We start from the raw sequence: 17,805 nt of genomic DNA on the forward strand, positions 1-17,805 counted from the left end.
GGGCTCCCGGACGGGCGTGGTGATCGGTGTGATCCTGAAGGGCGAACCGGAGTATTCCGTGACGAGCCATGGCAGGAGAACCCGATCATGACGAACCAGCCCGTACTCGAGCCCGCCGCCCAGGCGTTCGCCAACGCCACCGCAAAGCCGCCGTTCCTGTACGAGCTCCCGGTCGAGGACGCCCGCAAGGCTCTGGACGACCTCCAGAGCGGCGACGGCGTCACCCTGCCCGCCGTCGACGAGGAGTGGGTCACCGTACCGGGCGGCCCGACCGGCGAGGTCCGGGCCCGCGTCCTGCGCCCGAGCGGAGCCGCCGGCCCGCTCCCCGTGGTGCTGTACATCCACGGCGCGGGCTGGGTCTTCGGCGACGCCCGGACCCACGACCGGCTCGTGCGCGAGCTGACCGTGGGCACCGGCGCGGCCGTGGTCTTCCCCGAGTACGACCTGTCGCCCGAGGCCCGCTACCCCGTCGCCATCGAGCAGAACTACGCCGTCGCCCGGTGGATCGTCCGCGAGGGCGGCGGCAAGGACCTCGACGGCAGCCGCCTCGCCGTCGCGGGCGACTCCGTCGGCGGCAACATGAGCGCCGCCCTCACCCTGATGGCCCAACAGCGCGGCGACGTCCGCCTCCGTCACCAGGTGCTCTTCTACCCGGTCACCGACGCCGCCTTCGACACCGACTCCTACCGGCAGTTCGCCACCGACCACTACCTCCGCCGCGAGGGCATGCAGTGGTTCTGGGACCAGTACACGACCGACGCGGCGCAGCGCGCCGAGATCACCGCCTCCCCACTGCGCGCCACGACCGAGCAGCTCACCGGGCTGCCGCCGGCCCTCGTCATCACCGCCGAGGCCGACGTCCTGCGCGACGAGGGCGAGGCGTACGCCGCCAAGCTGCGCGGGGCCGGGGTCCCGGTCACCGCCCTGCGCGTCCAGGGGACCATCCACGACTTCGTCATGCTGAACGCGCTGCGCGGGACCCGGGCCGCGGAGCTCGCCATCGGCCTCGCGATCGACACGCTGCGCACGGCCCTGGCCCGCCCCTGACCGCTCACGGCGATGCGGCCGCGCCCCGGGATCGCGGAGATCCCGGGGCGCGGCCGCGGCCGGCCGGTCAGAGCGGCCTGGGCGGCCGGGACCGCCAGAACGCGCACTGGTGGTCCGCCCCGAACGAGGTGCCCGTCCGCGTCGCCGCCGGGTTCAGGGTGAGGACAGTGGCCCCGGACCCGGTCGGCGGCCATGCCGTCTGACCCGGCACCACGGGGGCCCCGTAGCGCGCGAACGCACCCCAGTAGCGCTTCATTCGCGTCGCGAGCGCGATCTGATCGGCCGTCAGCGGGCGCTGGCCCATGGTGAAGTCGTGCAGGTACGCCAGCTCCGCGCTGTGCGCGTTCGACTCGTCGAGGCCGGGCACCTGCGCCCCGTACAGGGTCGGCGAGTTCGGATCGTCGAACTCGTAGACGTACGTGGGGACTTGGGCGGCGAACAGCTGCGCCGTCCAGCCCGTCTGGCACGCGAACGTCGAGTCCGTCGTGAGCGCCGCCAGCGCCAGGTACGGGGATCCGTACGCCGACACCGGATACCGGGCGAGCACCTCCGGTCCGGCGGCCCCGTACCCCGCCAGGACCTGCGCGGTGTACTGCTCCTGCGTCAGGTACGGCTGCGTCAGCGCCACGAACAGGCGCGCCTCCGACCGCGTGCTCCCGATCATCACCGGCACCTTGTTCCAGTTCCCGCTCCCGATGGCCGTCGCCGGATCGACCGGCAGCAGCCCGTCACCGGACGCCGGACCCGAGGTGGGCACCGTACGGGCCGCCTCGACCAGCGCCGTACCGGAAGCGGCGCGCAGGCATGCCGCCAGTGCGGCCGGATCCGTACAGCCCGCGCCCGCGGCGAAGGCCCGCGCCTCGGACTCGGCCCGCGCGCCGTCCGGCGGACGCAGCAGGGTGCACGGGCCGCTCTGCAGCACGGCCCGGTGGAACAGGCCGGCCGCGGAGGGCGCGGCGAGCAGCGCGCAGACGGAACCGCTGCCCGCCGACTGCCCCGAGACCGTGACGTTCCCGGGGTTCCCGCCGAAGGCGGCGATGTTCTCCCGCGTCCAGCGCAGCGCGGCCATCTGGTCCATCAGCCCGAAGGAGCCGGAGCGTTGCGCGTTCTGGCCGGTGATCTCGGGCAGTCCGAGGTAACCGAGCTGTCCCAGCCGGTAGTTGATGCTGACGACGACGCTGCCGGTGAGATCGGCCATGGTGCCGCCGCCGAACTGCGTACCCGTGCCCTGGCTGTACGCACCCCCGTGCAGCCACACGATCACCGGCAGCCGGGCTCCGGGCCGGGCCGTGCGGGGCCGGTACACGTCGAGGTACAGGCAGTCCTCGCTGACGGCCGCCGGATCGCGCAGCCCGAACGGCGAGAACTGAAGGCAGGCCGGGGCCTGGACGACGGCCTCGCGGACCCCGGTCCAGCGCCGCGGCGCCTGCGGCGGGCGCAGCCGGGCGGCCCCGACGGGGGGAGCGGCGTAGGGGACGCCGAGGAACTCCTGCGCGTCGGCCCCCTCGACGGGCCGCCCCCGCAGCGCGCCCTGCGCGACGGTGACCTGCGGCCGAGGGGATCCGCCGGACGGAGTCCCCGCGGCCGCCGCGGCGGGCGGCGCCGAGGTGATCAGGGCCGCCGCCGCGCAGGCGGCGGCGAGCAGCGACCGTACCGCGCCCGTGCGCGGTCGGCTCACGGGCGGAGCCCCGCCAGCAGGGCCGCGGTGACGGCGAACTCGGCCGGTCCGGCGTTCCAGTCGGCGTTCATCGGGCTGATGGCGATCTTGTTCGCGTTCACGGCCTCCACGTCACCGCCCTTGGCGGCCGGCTGCGGGCGGAACCGCACGTCCACCTTCCAGGTGCCGTCCCCGGAGTCGGTGAAGTCCGGCTGGAGCGGAGCCTGCGGGTCCTGGAAGGTCGCGGCCACACCGGCGGCGGTGCCCTTGCCGTCCGCGCCGACGACCGGGTGGTTGACGTTCAGGCCGACGCCCTTGGGCAGCAGCGGTCCGGACCTCGCCCGTGTGCGCAGGCGGTCGATCAGCTTGACCGCGAAGTCCATGGTGGGGCCCATCGCGTTGACCGTCGTGGTGGGGTCGGGGACGGCCAGGCCGCCGGTGCTCAGGGCGATGGCCGGGACGCCGCCCTCCAGCGCGGCGACGGCGCCGCCGACCGTGCCGGAGTGGGTGGCGAGACCGGCGACGTTCGGGCCGAAGTTGGTGCCCGAGACGACCAGATCGGGGGCGTGGCCCTCGAAGAGCTCGGAGAGGCCGAACAGCACGGAATCGCCGGGGGTGCCGTCGACGGCCCACACCTTCGGCTCGGGGTGCTTCACCGCGATGGTGGGCGCACTCATCGTCTTCGTGCCGGTGCCGCTCTGGTTGGTGAGCGGCGCCACGATGGTGACGTCGTACCCGGCGGCGGTCAGCCGCTCGAACGCCTTGCGGATGCCGGGCGCGTTGTACCCGTCGTCGTTCGTGAGCAGGATGCGCAGCGGGGCCGCGGGAGTTGCCGCGGCCGGCGCCGGCGCGGGCGCGTTCAGTGGCGAGGCGACCGCGGGGGCCGTGCCCGCGAGGGCGGCCGTGCACAGGATGAGCACGGTCGGCGGCAGGACTCGCTTGCGTCTCACAGAGGGCTCCTTGGGAAAGGGAGGGAAGGAGGCGAAATGCGCTGTGGTGCGGTGAGGGTGCGGTGGGTGGGGACCGGCGGGCGCACGACCCTCGGCATGCGCCCGCCGGAGCTTGGGGCCGGGCCGCCGCGGTGCGGTGGGCGGCGGCCCGGACGGGGGAGGGGCGGGTGGCCGGCGGGGGACCGGAGGCCGGTCAGCGCACGCTGCGGATCGGGAGGATCGCGAGGGCGCCGATCAGCGAGAGGGCTCCGCCGACGAGGAAGAGCGGGGTGTACCCGCCGAGGGTGGTCACGACGGCAGAGGCGACGAACGGGGCGATGATCTGCGGCCCGGCGTTCGCGATGTTGAGGACGCCCATGTCGCGGGCGGCGTCCTCGGCCCGGGGCAGGACCAGCGTGACGAGCGCGGTGTCGACGGCCATGAAGCAGCCGAACGCCAGCCCGTTGAGCGCGCTGAAGACGAGCATGCCGGTCCAGGTGGGGCTGATCACGGGGACCACCATGACGAGCCCGGCGAGCGCGGCCGAGACGCCGACGAACACCTTCCGGCGGTCCCACCGGTCGGACAGCATCCCGCCCACCACGGTCGAGAGGGCCATCGCGACCATCGACACGGGCGTCAGCACCGCCATCGCGCCGGGCGGGGTCAGCCCGTCGGGCAGGCTGATGTGGTCGTCCAGGATGTACAGCTGGTAGCCGACGACGGAGAAGTAGCCGAGGACCATCAGCGCCCGGCCGATGAACGCCCACCGGAAGTCGTGGTTCGCCAACGCCGAGAGGAACGCCGCCAGTTGGGCCCGCTTCGAGACGGCGGCCGGGGCGGGGCCCGTGCGCGGCACGTCCCGGCACAGGGTGGTGAGCAGCAGTGCGGAGACGGCGACGATCGCGCCGAAGACCAGGTACCCGGTGGTGAGGTGCTCAGCGGTCGCGGAGGCGATCAGCACCCCGACCGTGCCGCCGATCGGCAGGCCCAGCCCGACCAGCGCGGAGGCGGTGCCGCGGCGGGCGACGGGCACCCGGTCGGGGACGATCGCGGTGACCGCGGCCTGGTAGACGTTCATGGTCGCCTGTACGAGGCACCAGCCGATGCCGACGATCAGCGCGGTGGTTGCGTAGCCGAGGAAGGCCAGCGCGGCGAGGGAGGCGAAGGCGCCTCCGAGGACCCAGGGGTTGCGACGGCCGCTGCGGTCGGAGAGGGCGCCGGCGATCGGGTTGAAGGCGGTCGCGAAGACCGCGCTGATCCCGCCGATCACGCCGAGTACGGCGACCTTGTGGGCGGGATCGATCTGCGCGACCTGGGTGGGCAGCAGGATCGACCCGACGCCCATGTAGACCGCCAGCAGGGCGGAGTTCGCGACCAGCAGCAGGGGCAGGAGCGCACGCTGGCGGGGAGGTTCCCCCTCCGCCTGGGCGGGCGGGTCGATGGTTTCGTTCTGGGCCATGACGACTCCTCGGGGGACGGAGCGAGAAGGGGGAGCGGAGGTGCGGCGCGGGGGAGGGGCGCAACCTGCGGGTGTGGCGGGTGTGGCGGCGTCCCGGGGTGGCCCGGGGATGGCCCAGGGGTGGCCCCGGAGGGCGATCGCAGTTCGTTCACGTGATGTTGTTACACGTGTCACCTTCGGCGCTTGGACACTGTGTAGCACCCATTCCGGAGCCCCGCTAGAGGCTGTGGCGATGTGGTGTGCTGATCGTGATCGAGGCGAGGTTCTTGGCGCGAGGACGTGTAACCATCCCCTCAAGGCCACTGAGCAGGCCCGTTGCGTCCGAAATCCCTCTTGCGCTTGTGGCGATGGTCACGGATCCGCAATACTCCGTGCCGCGTCGCGTCGACTTCCCGCGCCGCTCACGGCAACCCCCCGTGGCCGACAGCCCGGTACCCCGAAGTCCCGGCCGTCGGCACCACCCCCCGGCCCGCCGGTCCGCCGCCCCTCCCGGGCCCGCACCCCTGGCCCGGATCCCCGCCTCCCGCTTCGGGGGCGTTGGTCCCCGATCCCCGCTTCCCGGGGGCCCGGATCCCCGCCTCCCGTGTCCCGGGCCCGGATCCCCGCTCCCTCGTGGGTCCCGGGGCCCAGATCCCCGCCCCCGCGTCCCGGGCGCTGATTCCCGATCCCCGCGTCCCGGGCGCTGATTCCCGATCCCCGCTTCCCGGGCCGTGGTCCCCGATCCCCGCGTCCCGGGCCGTGGTCCGCGATCCCCGCTTCCCGGGACCTGGTCCGCGGCCCCGTCGCTCGGGGCATGGTCCGGCATCCCACCTCCCGGACCCGGTCCCCGCCCGCGTCCCCGCAAATCCTCCACCCGGCTCCGTCCCCGCCCTCGTCCCTGCGAGGCCTCCACCCGCTCCGCCCCGCCCTCGTCCCTGCGAGGCCTCCACCCGCTCCGCCCCGCCCTCGTCCCCGCGAGGCCTCCACCCCGCTCCGTGCCTGCCTGCTCCCCGCTTGCCCCCACCGTCCGGGGAGACCACCGTGAAAGGCCCGTCATGTCACGTCCCTCCGCCGTGCCCCCGCCCGCGCACCGCGTGCCCCGCTCCCTGATCCCCGCTCCCCGGCACCACCTCCCGGCGGCCCCGCCCCGCCATGCGGTCGCCGTCGGGTCCGCCCTCCTCCTCGGCGCGCTGTTGATCGGCCTCGTGATCGCCGTCTCCGAACGTCCCTCCTTCCAGGGGCTCGACGATCGCTGGGCCGCGTCCCTGCACAGCTCGCGCGGCGGCTCGTTCACCGGCTTCGCGGGCGTCCTCGACCGGCTCGGCGGCCCGCTCGGCACGGTCCTCCCGCTCGGCCTGACCGGCTGCCTCTGCGTCTACGGGCGCTGGCGGTCGGGGCTGTTCGCCTTCAGCGCCGCCCTCGTGACGAACGTCCTCGTCGTGCTCCCGCTCAAGCAGTCCGTCGACCGTCCCCGCCCGCCGCACCCGTGGGTCCTGGTCACCGACGGCTCGTTCCCCTCGGGGCAGGTGTTCAGCGCCGTGACGCTGGTCTTCGTGGCCGGTGTGCTGGTGTTCCCCCCGCGGGCCCGGCGCTGGTGGTGGCTCTTCGCCGCGCTGTACGTCGTCGCGATGATGTTCAGCCGGACCTGGCTGCACGCCCAGTGGCTCAGCGACACCGTCGCCGGGGCGCTGGCCGGCGCCGGCAGCTGCATGCTGCTGTGGAGGGCGTTCGAGCCGCTGCTGAGGATCGAGGGCGAGCGGACGGCTGCCGACAGCCTGTGGCTGTGAGCGTTGCGGGCTCCACGAAATATCGAGAATCATTGACGGTCGTCCAATATTCGCCAAACCTCGTGACCGGGGCCGGTGTGCGTCCACCGCGCCCGCCGGCCCCCGGAACGACGAAGGAAGGGCCCCATGGCACACACCGAGCACCGCACTCCGCCGCCCGCCGTCGAAGTCGACCTCCCCGCAGGGCGACTGCGCGGGGCGCTCGAAGACGGGCTCTCCGTCTTCCGGGCCGTCCCGTACGCCGCGCCCCCGGTCGGTGACCTGCGCTGGCGGCCCGCCCGCCCCCACCCCGGCTGGAGCGGTACCCGCGACGCGAGCGCCGACGGCCCCAGCGCCCCGCAGATGTACGTGGAAGGCGGGGACCCGGTCCTCGGCGGCCACGGCTCACCCCCCTTCGACGAGGACTGCCTCACGCTCAACGTCTGGACGCCCGGGACGGACGACGCCCGCCGTCCGGTGCTGCTGTGGATCCACGGCGGCGGCTTCGTCTCCGGATCCGGCTCGCTGCCCGGCTACGGCGGCGAGACCTTCGCGCGCGACGGCGATCTGGTGTTCGTCGGCATCAACTACCGGATCGGGCCGCTCGGTTACTTCTCCCCGGACGAGGACGGCGAGGCGGCCAACCCCTGGCTCTCCGACCAGCTCGCCGCCCTGCACTGGGTACGGGAGAACATCGCCGCTCTCGGCGGCGACCCCGACGACATCACGGTCGCCGGCCAGTCCGGCGGCGCCGTCTCCACCGCCGCCCTCGCCGGACACCCCCGGGCGGCGGGACTGATCCGCCGGGTGATCCTGCAGAGCCCGCCCTTCGGGCTGGACCTCCCCGACCCCGACGCCTACCGGGAGCGCACCGCCGCCTTCCGGGAGCTGGCCGGCGCCGAGACCGCGCAGGAGCTGCGCGCCCTGCCCTGGCAGGCCCTGATCGGCGCGACCGGCGGCCTGTTCGCCCGCACGACGCGCTGGGGCTACTGGCCGACGCCCTTCCTGCCCGTCGTCGACGGGGTCACCCTCGGGCGCCACCCGGTCGAGGCCCTGCTGCACGGGGCCGCGGCCGACGTCGACGTCATGATCGGCTGGACCCGCGAGGAGGCCAACTTCGGCTTCGGCCTCGACGAGGGGTACGCCGCCGCCACCAGGGAGCGGGTGACCGACCGGATCGCCGAGACCTTCGGGGCCGAGGCCGCACCGGCGGTCTACGCCGCGTACGAGGCGGCCCGCGCCGGCGCCCGCCCGGCCGACGTCCTCATGGACCTGATCACGGACGAACTCTTCCGCGTCCCCTCCGTCGGACTGGCCGAGACCCGCGCCGACTCGGAGCACCCCGTGTGGGCCTACCAGTTCGACCTCCAGGCGGCGGCGTACGAGGGCCGGCTCGGCGCCGCGCACTGCCTCGAACTCCCCTTCGTCTTCGACAACTTCGAGCAGTGGTCGCACGCGCCCTTCCTCGCCGGGATCACCCCCGCGGTACGCGACGGCCTCGCCCGCACCATGCGCGGGGCGTGGATCGCGTTCGTCCGCACCGGGGACCCGAACCACCCGGGCATGCCGCAGTGGCGGCAGTACGACGCGAAGACGCGGACCACGATGCGCTTCGACTCGGCCGTCACCGCCCTCGACGACCTCGCCGGAGCCTCGCGCCGCCTGCACGAATCCCGCCGGGCCCCATGATCTAACTCGTGTAACCTGGGGAGGAAGGCGGACGGTCTACCCGAGGAGCGCCGAGGACCATGCCCAGGGAGCCCAAGGCCAGTGTGACGAGCAGCCCCGCGTCACCCGTGTCGATCACCAGCGCGGACGTGGCCCGGCTGGCCGGGGTGTCACGCGCCACCGTGTCGTTCGTGCTGAACGACACCCCCGGCCACCGCGTCAGCGCCGCCACCCGTACGCGGGTACTCGACGCCGCCCGGCAGCTCGGCTACGTACCGCACGCCGCGGCCCGGTCCCTGCGCGCCGGGCGGAGCAACCTCGTCCTGATGCCCGCCTCGGTCTCCGCGATCGGCCGGCTCGTCAGCGACTGGGTCGACGACCTGCACAGCGAGCTGGACCGGCACGGCTACACGGCCGTCCTGCACGCGGGCCGCTTCACCGACCCCCTCGACGCGGCCCGCGCCTGGGCCGAGCTGCGCCCGGCCGCCGTCATCGCCCTCGACGGCGACCGCTTCACCGCCCAGGCCGCCGAACTGCTGAGCCGCGCCGGGGTGCGCGGGCTCCTCGCGTTCGCCGCCCGGCCGGTGGCGGGCGTCCACACCATCGGTTTCGACCACGCCGACATCGGCGCCACCGCCGCCGAGCACCTCATCGCCCGGGGCCGCAAGCGGATCGGCGTGGTCCTGCCCCAGGAGCGCGGTCTCGGCACCCTCGCCCGCCCGCGCCTCGCCGGGGCCGAATCGGTCGCCGCCCGGCACATGGCGACGGTGACGCCGGTGGAGCTCGCGTACACCCGGGAGTCCGCCACCGCCCTCGCCCGGCGCTGGCCGGGCCTGGGTCTGGACGCCGTCTTCGCCTACAACGACGAGTACGCGACGCTGCTGCTGCACGCCCTCCAGGCCGAGGGCATCGCGGTACCGGACGAGGTCGCGATCGTCGGCTCCGACGACCTGGTCCTCTCCGCCCTCCAGCAGCCGGCCCTCACCACGATCCGCCTGGACCTGCCTTCGCCGGCCCGCGTCGCCGATGCCCTGCACGAGCTGATCGAGACGGGGACGACGCCCCCGGTCCCCGCCGTCGAGGCGCTCCTCGTCCACCGCGACACCTCCTGACGCACCCGCGTCACGTCCGGCCTCCCCGCGGCACGGGACGCCGACGGGGCGGGCTCCGGATGATGCCGCCCAGGGGGTGTCTTGCCGATCAGGCCGGGCTCGCGGTGGCGGGCCCTGATCCGGCCCCATCGGCAAGACGCCCCTAGTCTCCTAGTGAACCGGTTTTGAGGTCTGGGCTCGCCTCGTGAGTCGTGTTCTGTTTCAGATCTTGGGTTTTGCCTGACGTGACCGGCTTGCGGGGGCTCGAGGCCCGGCCCTTCAAGTGGACCAAGACCGCCGACCAGATCCTCGACCGCATCTGCCGCTACTGCGACAGGATCTCCAAACCAGGTCACTAGCTAGGCCGTCCCGGCGCGGGCGGGGCCGTCTCAGGGCGTGTATCGCCCGCCGCGCCCGGACCCGCTGCCACCCTCGTGGTCCATGGATGTCAGTACCTTCTACGCCCTCTTCTCCGCCACCTGCTTCACCCTGGTCGGCCTGTGGTGGAACGTCGTCCAGAGCCATGCGGCCTGGATGGGCGACCCCGCCCTGCGGCGCGTGGTCGGCGGGATCTACCTCTCGTTCCTGCTGCCCGCCCTGATGGGTCTCTTCGCCCAGGTCGGCGGCACCGAGCAGCCGCAGGTCTGGCGGGCGGCCTTCGTCGCCCTCTCCGTGGTCGGCTGCGCGTGCACCCTGCGGCTGCTGGCCCGCGCCCGGGGCGACCGGTTCGTCACCTGGCAGCAGGCCGGAGCCGCACTGCTCTACGCCCTCATCGCCGTCGTCGGTGCCCGTCCCGAACTCGCCCGCCACCTCGGCCTGCGGCCCATCCAGGCCGAAGCCCTGCTGCTGATCGGACTGATCGTCCTGGGGCACGCCCTGGTCTGGCGGTTCATGGCCGGAGAAGGGCGCGCCGAGAGCGAGACGGCCTGAGGGCCCGATGGCTCGGGGGCCTCCGCCGGATCAGGGCCGGGGCCGCGGCAGGCGGCCGCGTTCCCGGGCGAGGGCGGGGGAGAAGGCCCACCACGCCAGCAGTGCGGCCCCGGCGCCGGCCGCCGCTCCCGCCACCGTGTCGCTGAGCCAGTGGGCGTGCAGCCAGGTGCGGCTCCACATCATGGCCAGCGTGAACACCGTGCCGCCGACCCACCAGGCCCGCCGCCGGGCGGCCGGGACCAGCAGGACGCCGACCAGGACGACGAGCAGGGCCGCCCCCGCCGCATGGCCCGACGGGAACGAGCCGTGGTCGACGCGGACCATCGGATCCGCCGGGCGCGGGCGGTCCACCAGGTGCTTGAGCCCCTGCACCACCAGCATGTTGCCCACCAGGTAGACCCCGAGCAGGAACCCCGCAGAGACCCAGCGCCCGCGGACGAGCAGGAAGACCAGCAGCGAGAGCGGTACGGCGACGCCCAGCGGGCCGCCGAACCAGTTGAGGAAGGTCGCGACGGCCGCGGGGAACCCCTCGTGGGGGCCGCCCATCCAGTCCAGCCACCGCTCGTCGGCGCCCTGGAACGGCGGGCTCACGACGTCCGCGCGGACGGTGAGGGCCAGTGCCGCGGCCGAGCCGAGCAACAGCACGGCCAGGAGCAGGGTGCCGGGCGGGCGGCGCGGGTCCGCCGCCCGCGGCCCGGCCGCGGCGGCCCGCGGCGGAGTGAGTGTGTGCCGGGACATGACTGCCTTTCGACGTGCGCGTGGGGGCGCGGCCGGGCCGCACCCCCACGAGGGACGGCTGCGGGCCGGGGGTGGTGCTCAGGCCCCCGCACCCAGGTGGCGGACCAGGAACGCCACGCTCTGCGCGACGATCGCGGGGATGTCGGGGGAGCCGAGGAAGATGTGGTCGGCGCCCGCCACCGGCTGCAGCGTCACCGCGCCCCCCGCGCCCGTCAGCGCCTGCGCCAGGGTCTCGCTCTGGCTGTACGGGACGAGCCCGTCCGCGGTCCCGTGCACCAGCAGGAACGGCGGGGGGTTCGAGCCGGGGACGGCGTACGTGACCGGGCTCGCGACCCGGGCCGGCTCCGCCTGCTCGGCCGCGGGAACGCCCAGCAGGGCGTCGTACGGGTTCGGGAACTCGACGCCGGTCGGCATCGGCAGCGGGTGCGCGGCCAGGGCGGGCAGGTCATGGACCCCGTACCAGTCGACGACGGCCAGGACGCCGGTGTCGCCGGAGCCGACCCCGTGGGAGCCCTCCAGCGCCGCCAGGGTCTCGGCGTCGGCGGAGCCGGGGCGGACGAGGCCGGCGAGCGCGGCCAGGTGACCGCCCGCCGACTCGCCCCAGACGCCGATCCGTTCCGGGTCGATGCCGAGGGTCGGGGCGAACTGCCGCACGTAGCGGATCGCGGCCTTCACGTCGTGCAGCTGCGCCGGGAAGGGGGCTTCGAGGCTGTGCCGGTAGTCGATGGAGACGAGGGCCAGCCCGGCGCCGAGGACCGCTCCGTGCAGCAGGGCGGCGGGCACGGTCGGCGGCGGGTAGCGCCGGTCGCCGTCCAGCCAGCCGCCGCCGTGGATCCAGACGACCGCCGGGAAGGGGCCCTCGCCCGCCGGGAGCTGTACGTCGAGGAGGCGCGGGCGGTAGCCGGGGGTGGTCGCGTACGTGATCCCGTCGAAGCGGCGCACGCCGTCCGCGCCGGTCACGGGAGGGACGGGCCGCTGGTACGCCGGGGGCGGCCAGGTCATGTCGGCGATGTCGAACTCGGCCGGGGGAGATTGCGTCATTGAGCTCTTCCCAATTCGGTGTGCGGCCTCGTCGGCCGGCGGGTCCGGTGCGGGCTGCCCAGGCTTCGTAACGTTTTGTCCGAAATGCTTGCGCAGGCACCGGGGGAGGCTTAGCGTGTTACACGTGTAATCACGACTCTAGCGACGCGTTTCCGCTGACCACAAGCCCACGGGGCATCTGAGTTCCCGTGGAGTTACACGAGATACCCGGCGGCGTCGCCTTCCCCCTCCGGGAGCACGTCATGTCCACCACCGCCACCCTCCCCGCCGGGGCGAGCGCCGCGGACGCCCCCGCGAGTGCGCCGGCTTCCGACGCCCCGGCGGGCGTCCCGGCCGCACCCCGCGTCCGAGGCTTCGCCTACTGGCTGGCGGAGCCCGCCCCGGCCGCCGTCCCGCTGCTGCGAAAGCGCGTGCGGGCGGTCCTGGCGGGCTGGGCGGTCCGCGCGGAGGTGGCGGACGTCCTGCTGCTCGCCGTGAGCGAGCTCGCCGGCAACGTCGTCCAGCACGCCGCCGCAGGTGGCCGGATGCGGATCGGGCTGGCCTTCGACGGTGGATGGCTGCGGCTGGAAGTCGCCGATCAGGGTGCCGGCTCGCCCCGGCTGCCGAATCCCGCCGAGGAGGTCGACCCGGATTCCGAGAACGGTCGCGGACTGCTGATCGTCCAGCTGCTCGCGGTCGAGGCGGGTGGTGAACTCCGCTTTCTCGCAGGCGAGTTCGGCGCCTCCGTATGCGTGCTCCTGCCTGTCGCCTGAACCCGTCCGCCGGTGCGCCGGAGCCTCCCGGAGCCGGTTCGGCGGGGGCCTGGGGAGGATCGGTCGCCCGTCAAAATATCGAGCAATGTTGACGGGCGCAAAAATATCGAGATAACGTCCATGCGTCTCCCCCGCTGCTCCCTGATTGAGGTGCCGCCCCATGGAGCTCTCCCCTTCCGCCCACGCCGACTCCTTCTGCAGGGACCGGCTGCCGGCCTTCCCCCTCTGGCCCGAACTCCACTTCGACCTCCCCGAACTGGACTACCCGGACCGCCTCAACTGCGCCGCACGCCTGCTCGACGAAGCCGTCGAGCGCTGGGGCCCCGACCGCCCGTGCCTCCTCACCCCGACCGAGCGCTGGACGTACGGCGAGCTGCAGCAGCGCGCCAACCAGGTCGCGCAGGTGCTCACCGAGGACTTCGGCCTCGTGCCGGGCAACCGCGTACTGCTGCGCGCCCCCAACAACCCCTGGCTCGTGGCCGCCTGGTTCGGCGTCCTCAAGGCGGGCGGCGTCGCCGTCACCACGATGCCGCTGCTGCGCGCGGCCGAGCTCGTCGAGCTCGCCGGGATCAGCCGCCCGACCGTCGCCGTCTGCGACCACCGCTACGTCGACGAGCTCGCCGCCGCCGTCGCCCAAAGCCCCGAGGACCTGCCGGTCCTCACGTACGGCGGCCCCGGCGTCATGGACCTGACCGCGCGCTGTGCGGCCAAGAGCGGTGTGTTCGCCACCGTCCCGACCGCCGCGGACGACGTGGCGCTGATCGCCTTCACCTCCGGCACGACCGGGCGGCCCAAGGCGACCCTGCACTTCCACCGCGACGTCCTCGCCAACGCGGACACGTTCTCGCGGCACGTGCTCAAGCCCCGCCCCGACGACGTCTTCACGGGCACGCCGCCGCTCGCCTTCACCTTCGGGCTCGGCGGGCTCGTGGTCTTCCCGCTGCACGTCGGGGCCGCGACCCTGCTGATCGAGCAGGCGGCCCCGGAACAGCTGGCCGATCTGGTCGCCGCGCACGGCGTGACCGTCCTCTTCACGGCGCCCACCGCCTATCGCGCGATCATGGCGGCCGGCGCGGTGGGCCGACTGGCCGGGCTGCGCCGCTGCGTGTCCGCCGGTGAGGCGCTGCCCGCGGCCGTGTGGGAGGAGTTCCACGCCGCCACCGGGCTGCGCATCATCGACGGCATCGGCGCCACCGAGATGCTGCACGTCTTCATCTCCGCGGCCGACGAGGACATCCGGCCCGGGGCCACGGGCCGGCCCGTACCCGGGTTCCGCGCCGCGGTGGTGGACCAGTACGGAGATCCCGTCCCCGACGGGCAGCCCGGCCTGCTGGCGGTCACCGGTCCCACCGGCTGCCGCTACCTCGCCGATCCGCGCCAGACGGCGTACGTCAGGAACGGCTGGAACGTCACCGGCGACACCTACATCCGCGACGCGGACGGCTACTACTGGTACGTCGCCCGCAGCGACGACATGATCGTCTCATCCGGGTACAACATCGCGGGCCCGGAGGTCGAGAAGGCCCTCGCCGCCCATCCGTACGTCGAGGAGTGCGGGGTCGTCGGCGCCCCCGACGACCGGCGCGGCATGCTGGTCAAGGCGTACGTCGTGCTCGGCGCCGGGGTCCCGGCGGACGAGGCGACGGCCCGGGAGCTCCAGACCCACGTCAAGGGGGCCATCGCCCCGTACAAGTACCCCCGCGCCGTGGAGTTCGTCCCGCGGCTCCCGCGCACCGGCAACGGAAAGCTCCAGCGCGGCGAACTGCGCGAGTGGGCCCGGGCCTCCGCCGCGGCGGAGGCCCGGCCGGACCGGACCGCCCGGCCGCGACCCGTCGAGGCGCCCGCTCAAGCGCCGGTTCAAGCGCCCGCTCAAGCGACGGCCGGAGCCGCCGCCGAGGGTGACGCGGGCTGCGCCGCCGGCTGCCCCGAAGCCCTCGTCCCGCGCCTCCCGAGCGTGGTCGTCGAGCGCCGCGTCGAATGGCCCGACACCGATGCCGCCGGGCACTACCACCACTCCACCGTCGTGCGGTGGGTCGAGGCGGCCGAGGCCGTGCTGCTGCGCCGCCTGGGTCTGGCGCACCTCTTCGGCAGCACCCCGCGCGTCCACTTCGAGGCCGACTACCGGGCCCGCCTGTGGTTCGGCGAGGCCGTGCGCATCGAGCTGAGCGTCGCCAAGGTCGGCTCCAGCTCCCTGACGTACGTCTTCACGGTCCAGGGCGAGGAGGGCGTCGAAGCCGCCACCGGGCGGATGGTCATCGCCCACTCCGCCGCCCGCGCGACCGGGACCACCCCCTGGCCCGCCGACGTGCGCGAGGTCTTGACGAAATCGGGGCCGCAGGCGCCCGAGCTCTTCGCCCTCCCCACGAGAGATGTCGAGCATTGTTGACGGTCGCCAATTCTGCAACATATGTTGTTCCGGAACCACTAGGAGGTACGCCGTGCGCGTAGCAGTCATCGGAGGAGGGCCCGGCGGGCTGTACTTCGCAGCCCTGGCCAAGCAGCTCTCCCCCCACTGGGACGTCACCGTCTGGGAGCGCAACGCCCCCGACGACACGTTCGGCTTCGGGGTCGTCTTCTCCGACGAGACCCTCGACGGCATCGCGCAGGCCGATCCCGAGATCTACGCGGCCATGTCGGCGGAGTTCGCCCGCTGGAGCGACATCGACGTCACGTACCGGAGCCGGACCCTCACCTCCGGCGGCCACGGCTTCGCCGCCCTCGGCCGCCGGCAGCTGCTGCGGATCCTCCAGGAACGCTGCGCCGCCCTCGCCGTGGACGTCCGCTACCGCACGCAGTCCCCGCCCGCTCCCGAGCTGGCGGCCACGTACGACCTCGTCGTGGCCTGCGACGGCGTGCGGTCCGCCACCCGCGCCGCCTACGCGGACACCTTCGGGCCCGACCTGGACGAACGCTCCGGCCGCTACATGTGGCTCGGCACCGACAAGGTCTTCGAGGCCTTCACCTTCCTCGTCGAGGAAGGGGACTTCGGGACCCTCCAGGTGCACGCCTACCCCTACGACTCCACCCGCTCCACCTTCATCGTGGAGATGGACGAGGCCGCGTGGCGGCGGGCGGGCTTCGCGGAGTTCGCGGACTGCGACCACCCGCCCGGCACCAGCGACCTCGACAGCATCGGCCGCTGCGAGGAGCTGCTCGCCGCACACCTGGACGGGCACCGGCTCCTCCCCAACAACTCCAAGTGGCTGCGCTTCACCACCGTGCGCAACCGCACCTGGCGGCACGAGAACGTGGTCCTGCTCGGGGACGCCGCGCACACGGCCCACTTCTCGATCGGCTCCGGCACCAAGCTGGCCATGGAGGACGCCCTGGCCCTGGCCGCCTGCCTGCACGAGCACCCGGACGTCCCGGGCGCGCTCGCCGCGTACGAGGACGAGCGGCGCCCCGTGGTGGAATCCACCCAGCGCGCCGCCCAGGCCAGCCTCGAATGGTTCGAGAACATCGGCCGCTACACGGCCCAGGAGCCGCCGCAGTTCGCGTTCAACCTGCTGACCCGCAGCCGCCGCGTCACCTACGACAACCTGCGGGTGCGCGACGAGGAGTTCACCACCGCCGTCAACCCCTCCGCTCCCGTGCCGCCGATGTTCCGTCCCTTCCCGCTCGGCGGACTGCTGCTGCGCAACAGGGTCGTGGTGCCGCCCACCGCCCTCGGCACGGCGCGCGACGGTGTCCCGGGGGACTTCGACCTCGTCCACCTCAGCACCCAGGCCCTCGGCGGCTCCGGCCTCGTCCTCGCCGGGATGACCGCCGTCAGCGCCGGGGGCCGGGCCACCCCCGGCTGTCCCGGCCTGTACACCGACGAGCAGGAGGCCGCCTGGCGGCGGATCACCGACTTCGTCCACGGCCAGTCCGACACCTGTCTCGGGGTCCAGCTCACCCACGCCGGCCGCCGCGCAGCCGCCGGGGACGGCCCGCCGATCGCCGCCTCGGCCGTGGCCTGGGACGAGCGGAGCCGGGTCCCCCGCGAAGCCACCGCGGCCGATATGGACCTCGTCGTACGGGACTTCGTGCGCGCGGCCCGGCGCGCCGACCGGGCCGGCTTCGACGTACTGGAACTCCAGTACGGGCACGGACAGCTGCTCTCCGGCTTCCTCTCGCCGCTGACCAACCTGCGCACCGACCGGTACGGCGGTGACCTCGACGGGCGGCTGCGCTTCCCGCTCGAAGTGCTCCGCGCGGTACGGGAGGTGTGGCCCGCCGGCAAGGCGCTGCTCGTCCGGATCTCCGCCGCAGACTGGGCGCAGGGGGGCCTCTGCGAGGCGGACGCCGTGGCGATCGCCCGGGCCCTCGCCGACGCGGGCGCCGACGGGATCGACGCCTCCACCGGCGAGGTCGTCTCGCACGAGCGGCCCCGCTACGGCCGCAGCTACCAGACCCCGTACGCCGACCTGATCCGCAACGCCACCGGGGTGCCCACCATCGCCGTCGGCGCGATCTCCACGTACGACGACGTGAACTCGATCATCCTGGCCGGCCGGGCCGACCTCTGCGGGGTGGGCCGGGCCCAGCTCCACGACCCGCTGTGGACCCTGCATGCCGCGGCCGCGCAGGGCTACCGCGGGCCCGCCGCACCCTGGGCCCCCGGCTGGCAGGCGGGCAGCGGCAGACCGCCCGCGGCCCGCACCGACCGGGTCCCGCCGCGCCTGGAGCTGCTGCGCCGGCCCGCCGCGCCGGTGCACCAGCGCTGGCTGCCGCGCCTCGCCGCCACCGCGCCGGCCAACTGAGGA

General features: G+C 74.1%; 13 protein-coding genes and 1 pseudogene. 9 read left to right on the plus strand and 5 right to left on the minus strand.

Annotated features, from left to right (window positions below):
- Positions 1-87 precede the first annotated feature (87 nt).
- Positions 88-1,047, plus strand: a complete 960-nt coding sequence (locus tag K7B10_RS34800; RefSeq protein ID WP_229342823.1) for an alpha/beta hydrolase — start codon at positions 88-90, stop codon at positions 1,045-1,047.
- Between the two features lie 67 nt (positions 1,048-1,114).
- Here the strand turns inward: K7B10_RS34800 and K7B10_RS34805 are convergent, their stop codons facing one another.
- The 3 genes from K7B10_RS34805 to K7B10_RS34815 all read right to left on the minus strand — a co-directional run bounded on the left by K7B10_RS34805 (position 1,115) and on the right by K7B10_RS34815 (position 5,095).
- Entirely contained in the window at positions 1,115-2,725 is a 1,611-nt protein-coding gene (locus tag K7B10_RS34805; RefSeq protein WP_229342824.1) for a carboxylesterase/lipase family protein, read from the minus strand.
- Positions 2,722-3,654 (minus strand): 5'/3'-nucleotidase SurE, encoded by a 933-nt coding sequence (gene surE, locus K7B10_RS34810; protein WP_229342825.1) that lies wholly within the window; start codon positions 3,652-3,654, stop codon positions 2,722-2,724. The genes K7B10_RS34805 and surE overlap by 4 nt, the downstream gene beginning before the upstream one ends.
- A gap of 193 nt (positions 3,655-3,847) precedes the next feature.
- The gene (locus tag K7B10_RS34815) at positions 3,848-5,095 is read right to left on the minus strand and encodes an MFS transporter (RefSeq protein WP_229342826.1); all 1,248 of its coding nucleotides are present in this window, start codon (positions 5,093-5,095) and stop codon (positions 3,848-3,850) included.
- A 1,034-nt stretch (positions 5,096-6,129) separates the two neighbouring features.
- On the opposite strand from K7B10_RS34815, the gene K7B10_RS34820 reads away from it, so the two are divergent.
- The 4 genes from K7B10_RS34820 to K7B10_RS34835 all read left to right on the plus strand — a co-directional run bounded on the left by K7B10_RS34820 (position 6,130) and on the right by K7B10_RS34835 (position 10,529).
- Positions 6,130-6,861 carry a phosphatase PAP2 family protein gene (locus tag K7B10_RS34820; protein WP_229342827.1) on the plus strand — a complete coding sequence of 244 codons (732 nt, stop codon included), beginning with the start codon at positions 6,130-6,132 and terminating at the stop codon, positions 6,859-6,861.
- Between the two features lie 126 nt (positions 6,862-6,987).
- Entirely contained in the window at positions 6,988-8,529 is a 1,542-nt protein-coding gene (locus K7B10_RS34825) for a carboxylesterase/lipase family protein (RefSeq protein ID WP_229342828.1), read from the plus strand.
- A 59-nt stretch (positions 8,530-8,588) separates the two neighbouring features.
- Positions 8,589-9,620, plus strand: coding sequence for a LacI family DNA-binding transcriptional regulator (locus tag K7B10_RS34830; protein ID WP_229342829.1), 1,032 nt, complete (start codon positions 8,589-8,591; stop codon positions 9,618-9,620).
- Between the two features lie 420 nt (positions 9,621-10,040).
- A complete protein-coding gene (locus K7B10_RS34835) occupies positions 10,041-10,529 on the plus strand; it encodes a hypothetical protein (RefSeq protein WP_229342830.1) in 489 nt (162 codons plus the stop codon).
- A gap of 30 nt (positions 10,530-10,559) precedes the next feature.
- Here K7B10_RS34835 and K7B10_RS34840 read toward each other — a convergent pair whose 3' ends face one another.
- Together K7B10_RS34840 and K7B10_RS34845 are read right to left on the minus strand one after the other, a co-directional pair.
- The gene (locus tag K7B10_RS34840; protein WP_229342831.1) at positions 10,560-11,267 is read right to left on the minus strand and encodes a phosphatase PAP2 family protein; all 708 of its coding nucleotides are present in this window, start codon (positions 11,265-11,267) and stop codon (positions 10,560-10,562) included.
- A 78-nt stretch (positions 11,268-11,345) separates the two neighbouring features.
- The gene (locus tag K7B10_RS34845; protein ID WP_229342832.1) at positions 11,346-12,308 is read right to left on the minus strand and encodes an alpha/beta hydrolase; all 963 of its coding nucleotides are present in this window, start codon (positions 12,306-12,308) and stop codon (positions 11,346-11,348) included.
- Positions 12,309-12,550: 242 nt separating this feature from the next.
- On the opposite strand from K7B10_RS34845, the gene K7B10_RS34850 reads away from it, so the two are divergent.
- From K7B10_RS34850 to K7B10_RS34865, 4 genes and pseudogenes are all read left to right on the plus strand, one after another.
- On the plus strand, positions 12,551-13,060 hold the full coding sequence (locus tag K7B10_RS34850) for an ATP-binding protein (protein ID WP_229342833.1): 510 nt from the start codon (positions 12,551-12,553) through the stop codon (positions 13,058-13,060).
- 160 nt (positions 13,061-13,220) lie between these two features.
- A pseudogene (locus tag K7B10_RS34855) lies at positions 13,221-14,837 on the plus strand (AMP-binding protein); the annotation flags it as partial.
- Positions 14,823-15,446, plus strand: coding sequence for an acyl-CoA thioesterase (locus K7B10_RS41035; protein WP_267502629.1), 624 nt, complete (start codon positions 14,823-14,825; stop codon positions 15,444-15,446). The pseudogene K7B10_RS34855 and the gene K7B10_RS41035, both read left to right, overlap by 15 nt.
- Positions 15,447-15,498: 52 nt before the next feature.
- On the plus strand, positions 15,499-17,802 hold the full coding sequence (locus tag K7B10_RS34865; protein ID WP_229342834.1) for an oxidoreductase: 2,304 nt from the start codon (positions 15,499-15,501) through the stop codon (positions 17,800-17,802).
- The last annotated feature ends 3 nt before the right edge of the window (positions 17,803-17,805 follow it).

Origin of the sequence: Streptomyces flavotricini (assembly GCF_020639365.1) — a bacterium.
In the GTDB taxonomy this organism is placed as follows: Bacteria; Actinomycetota; Actinomycetes; order Streptomycetales; family Streptomycetaceae; genus Streptomyces; species Streptomyces flavotricini.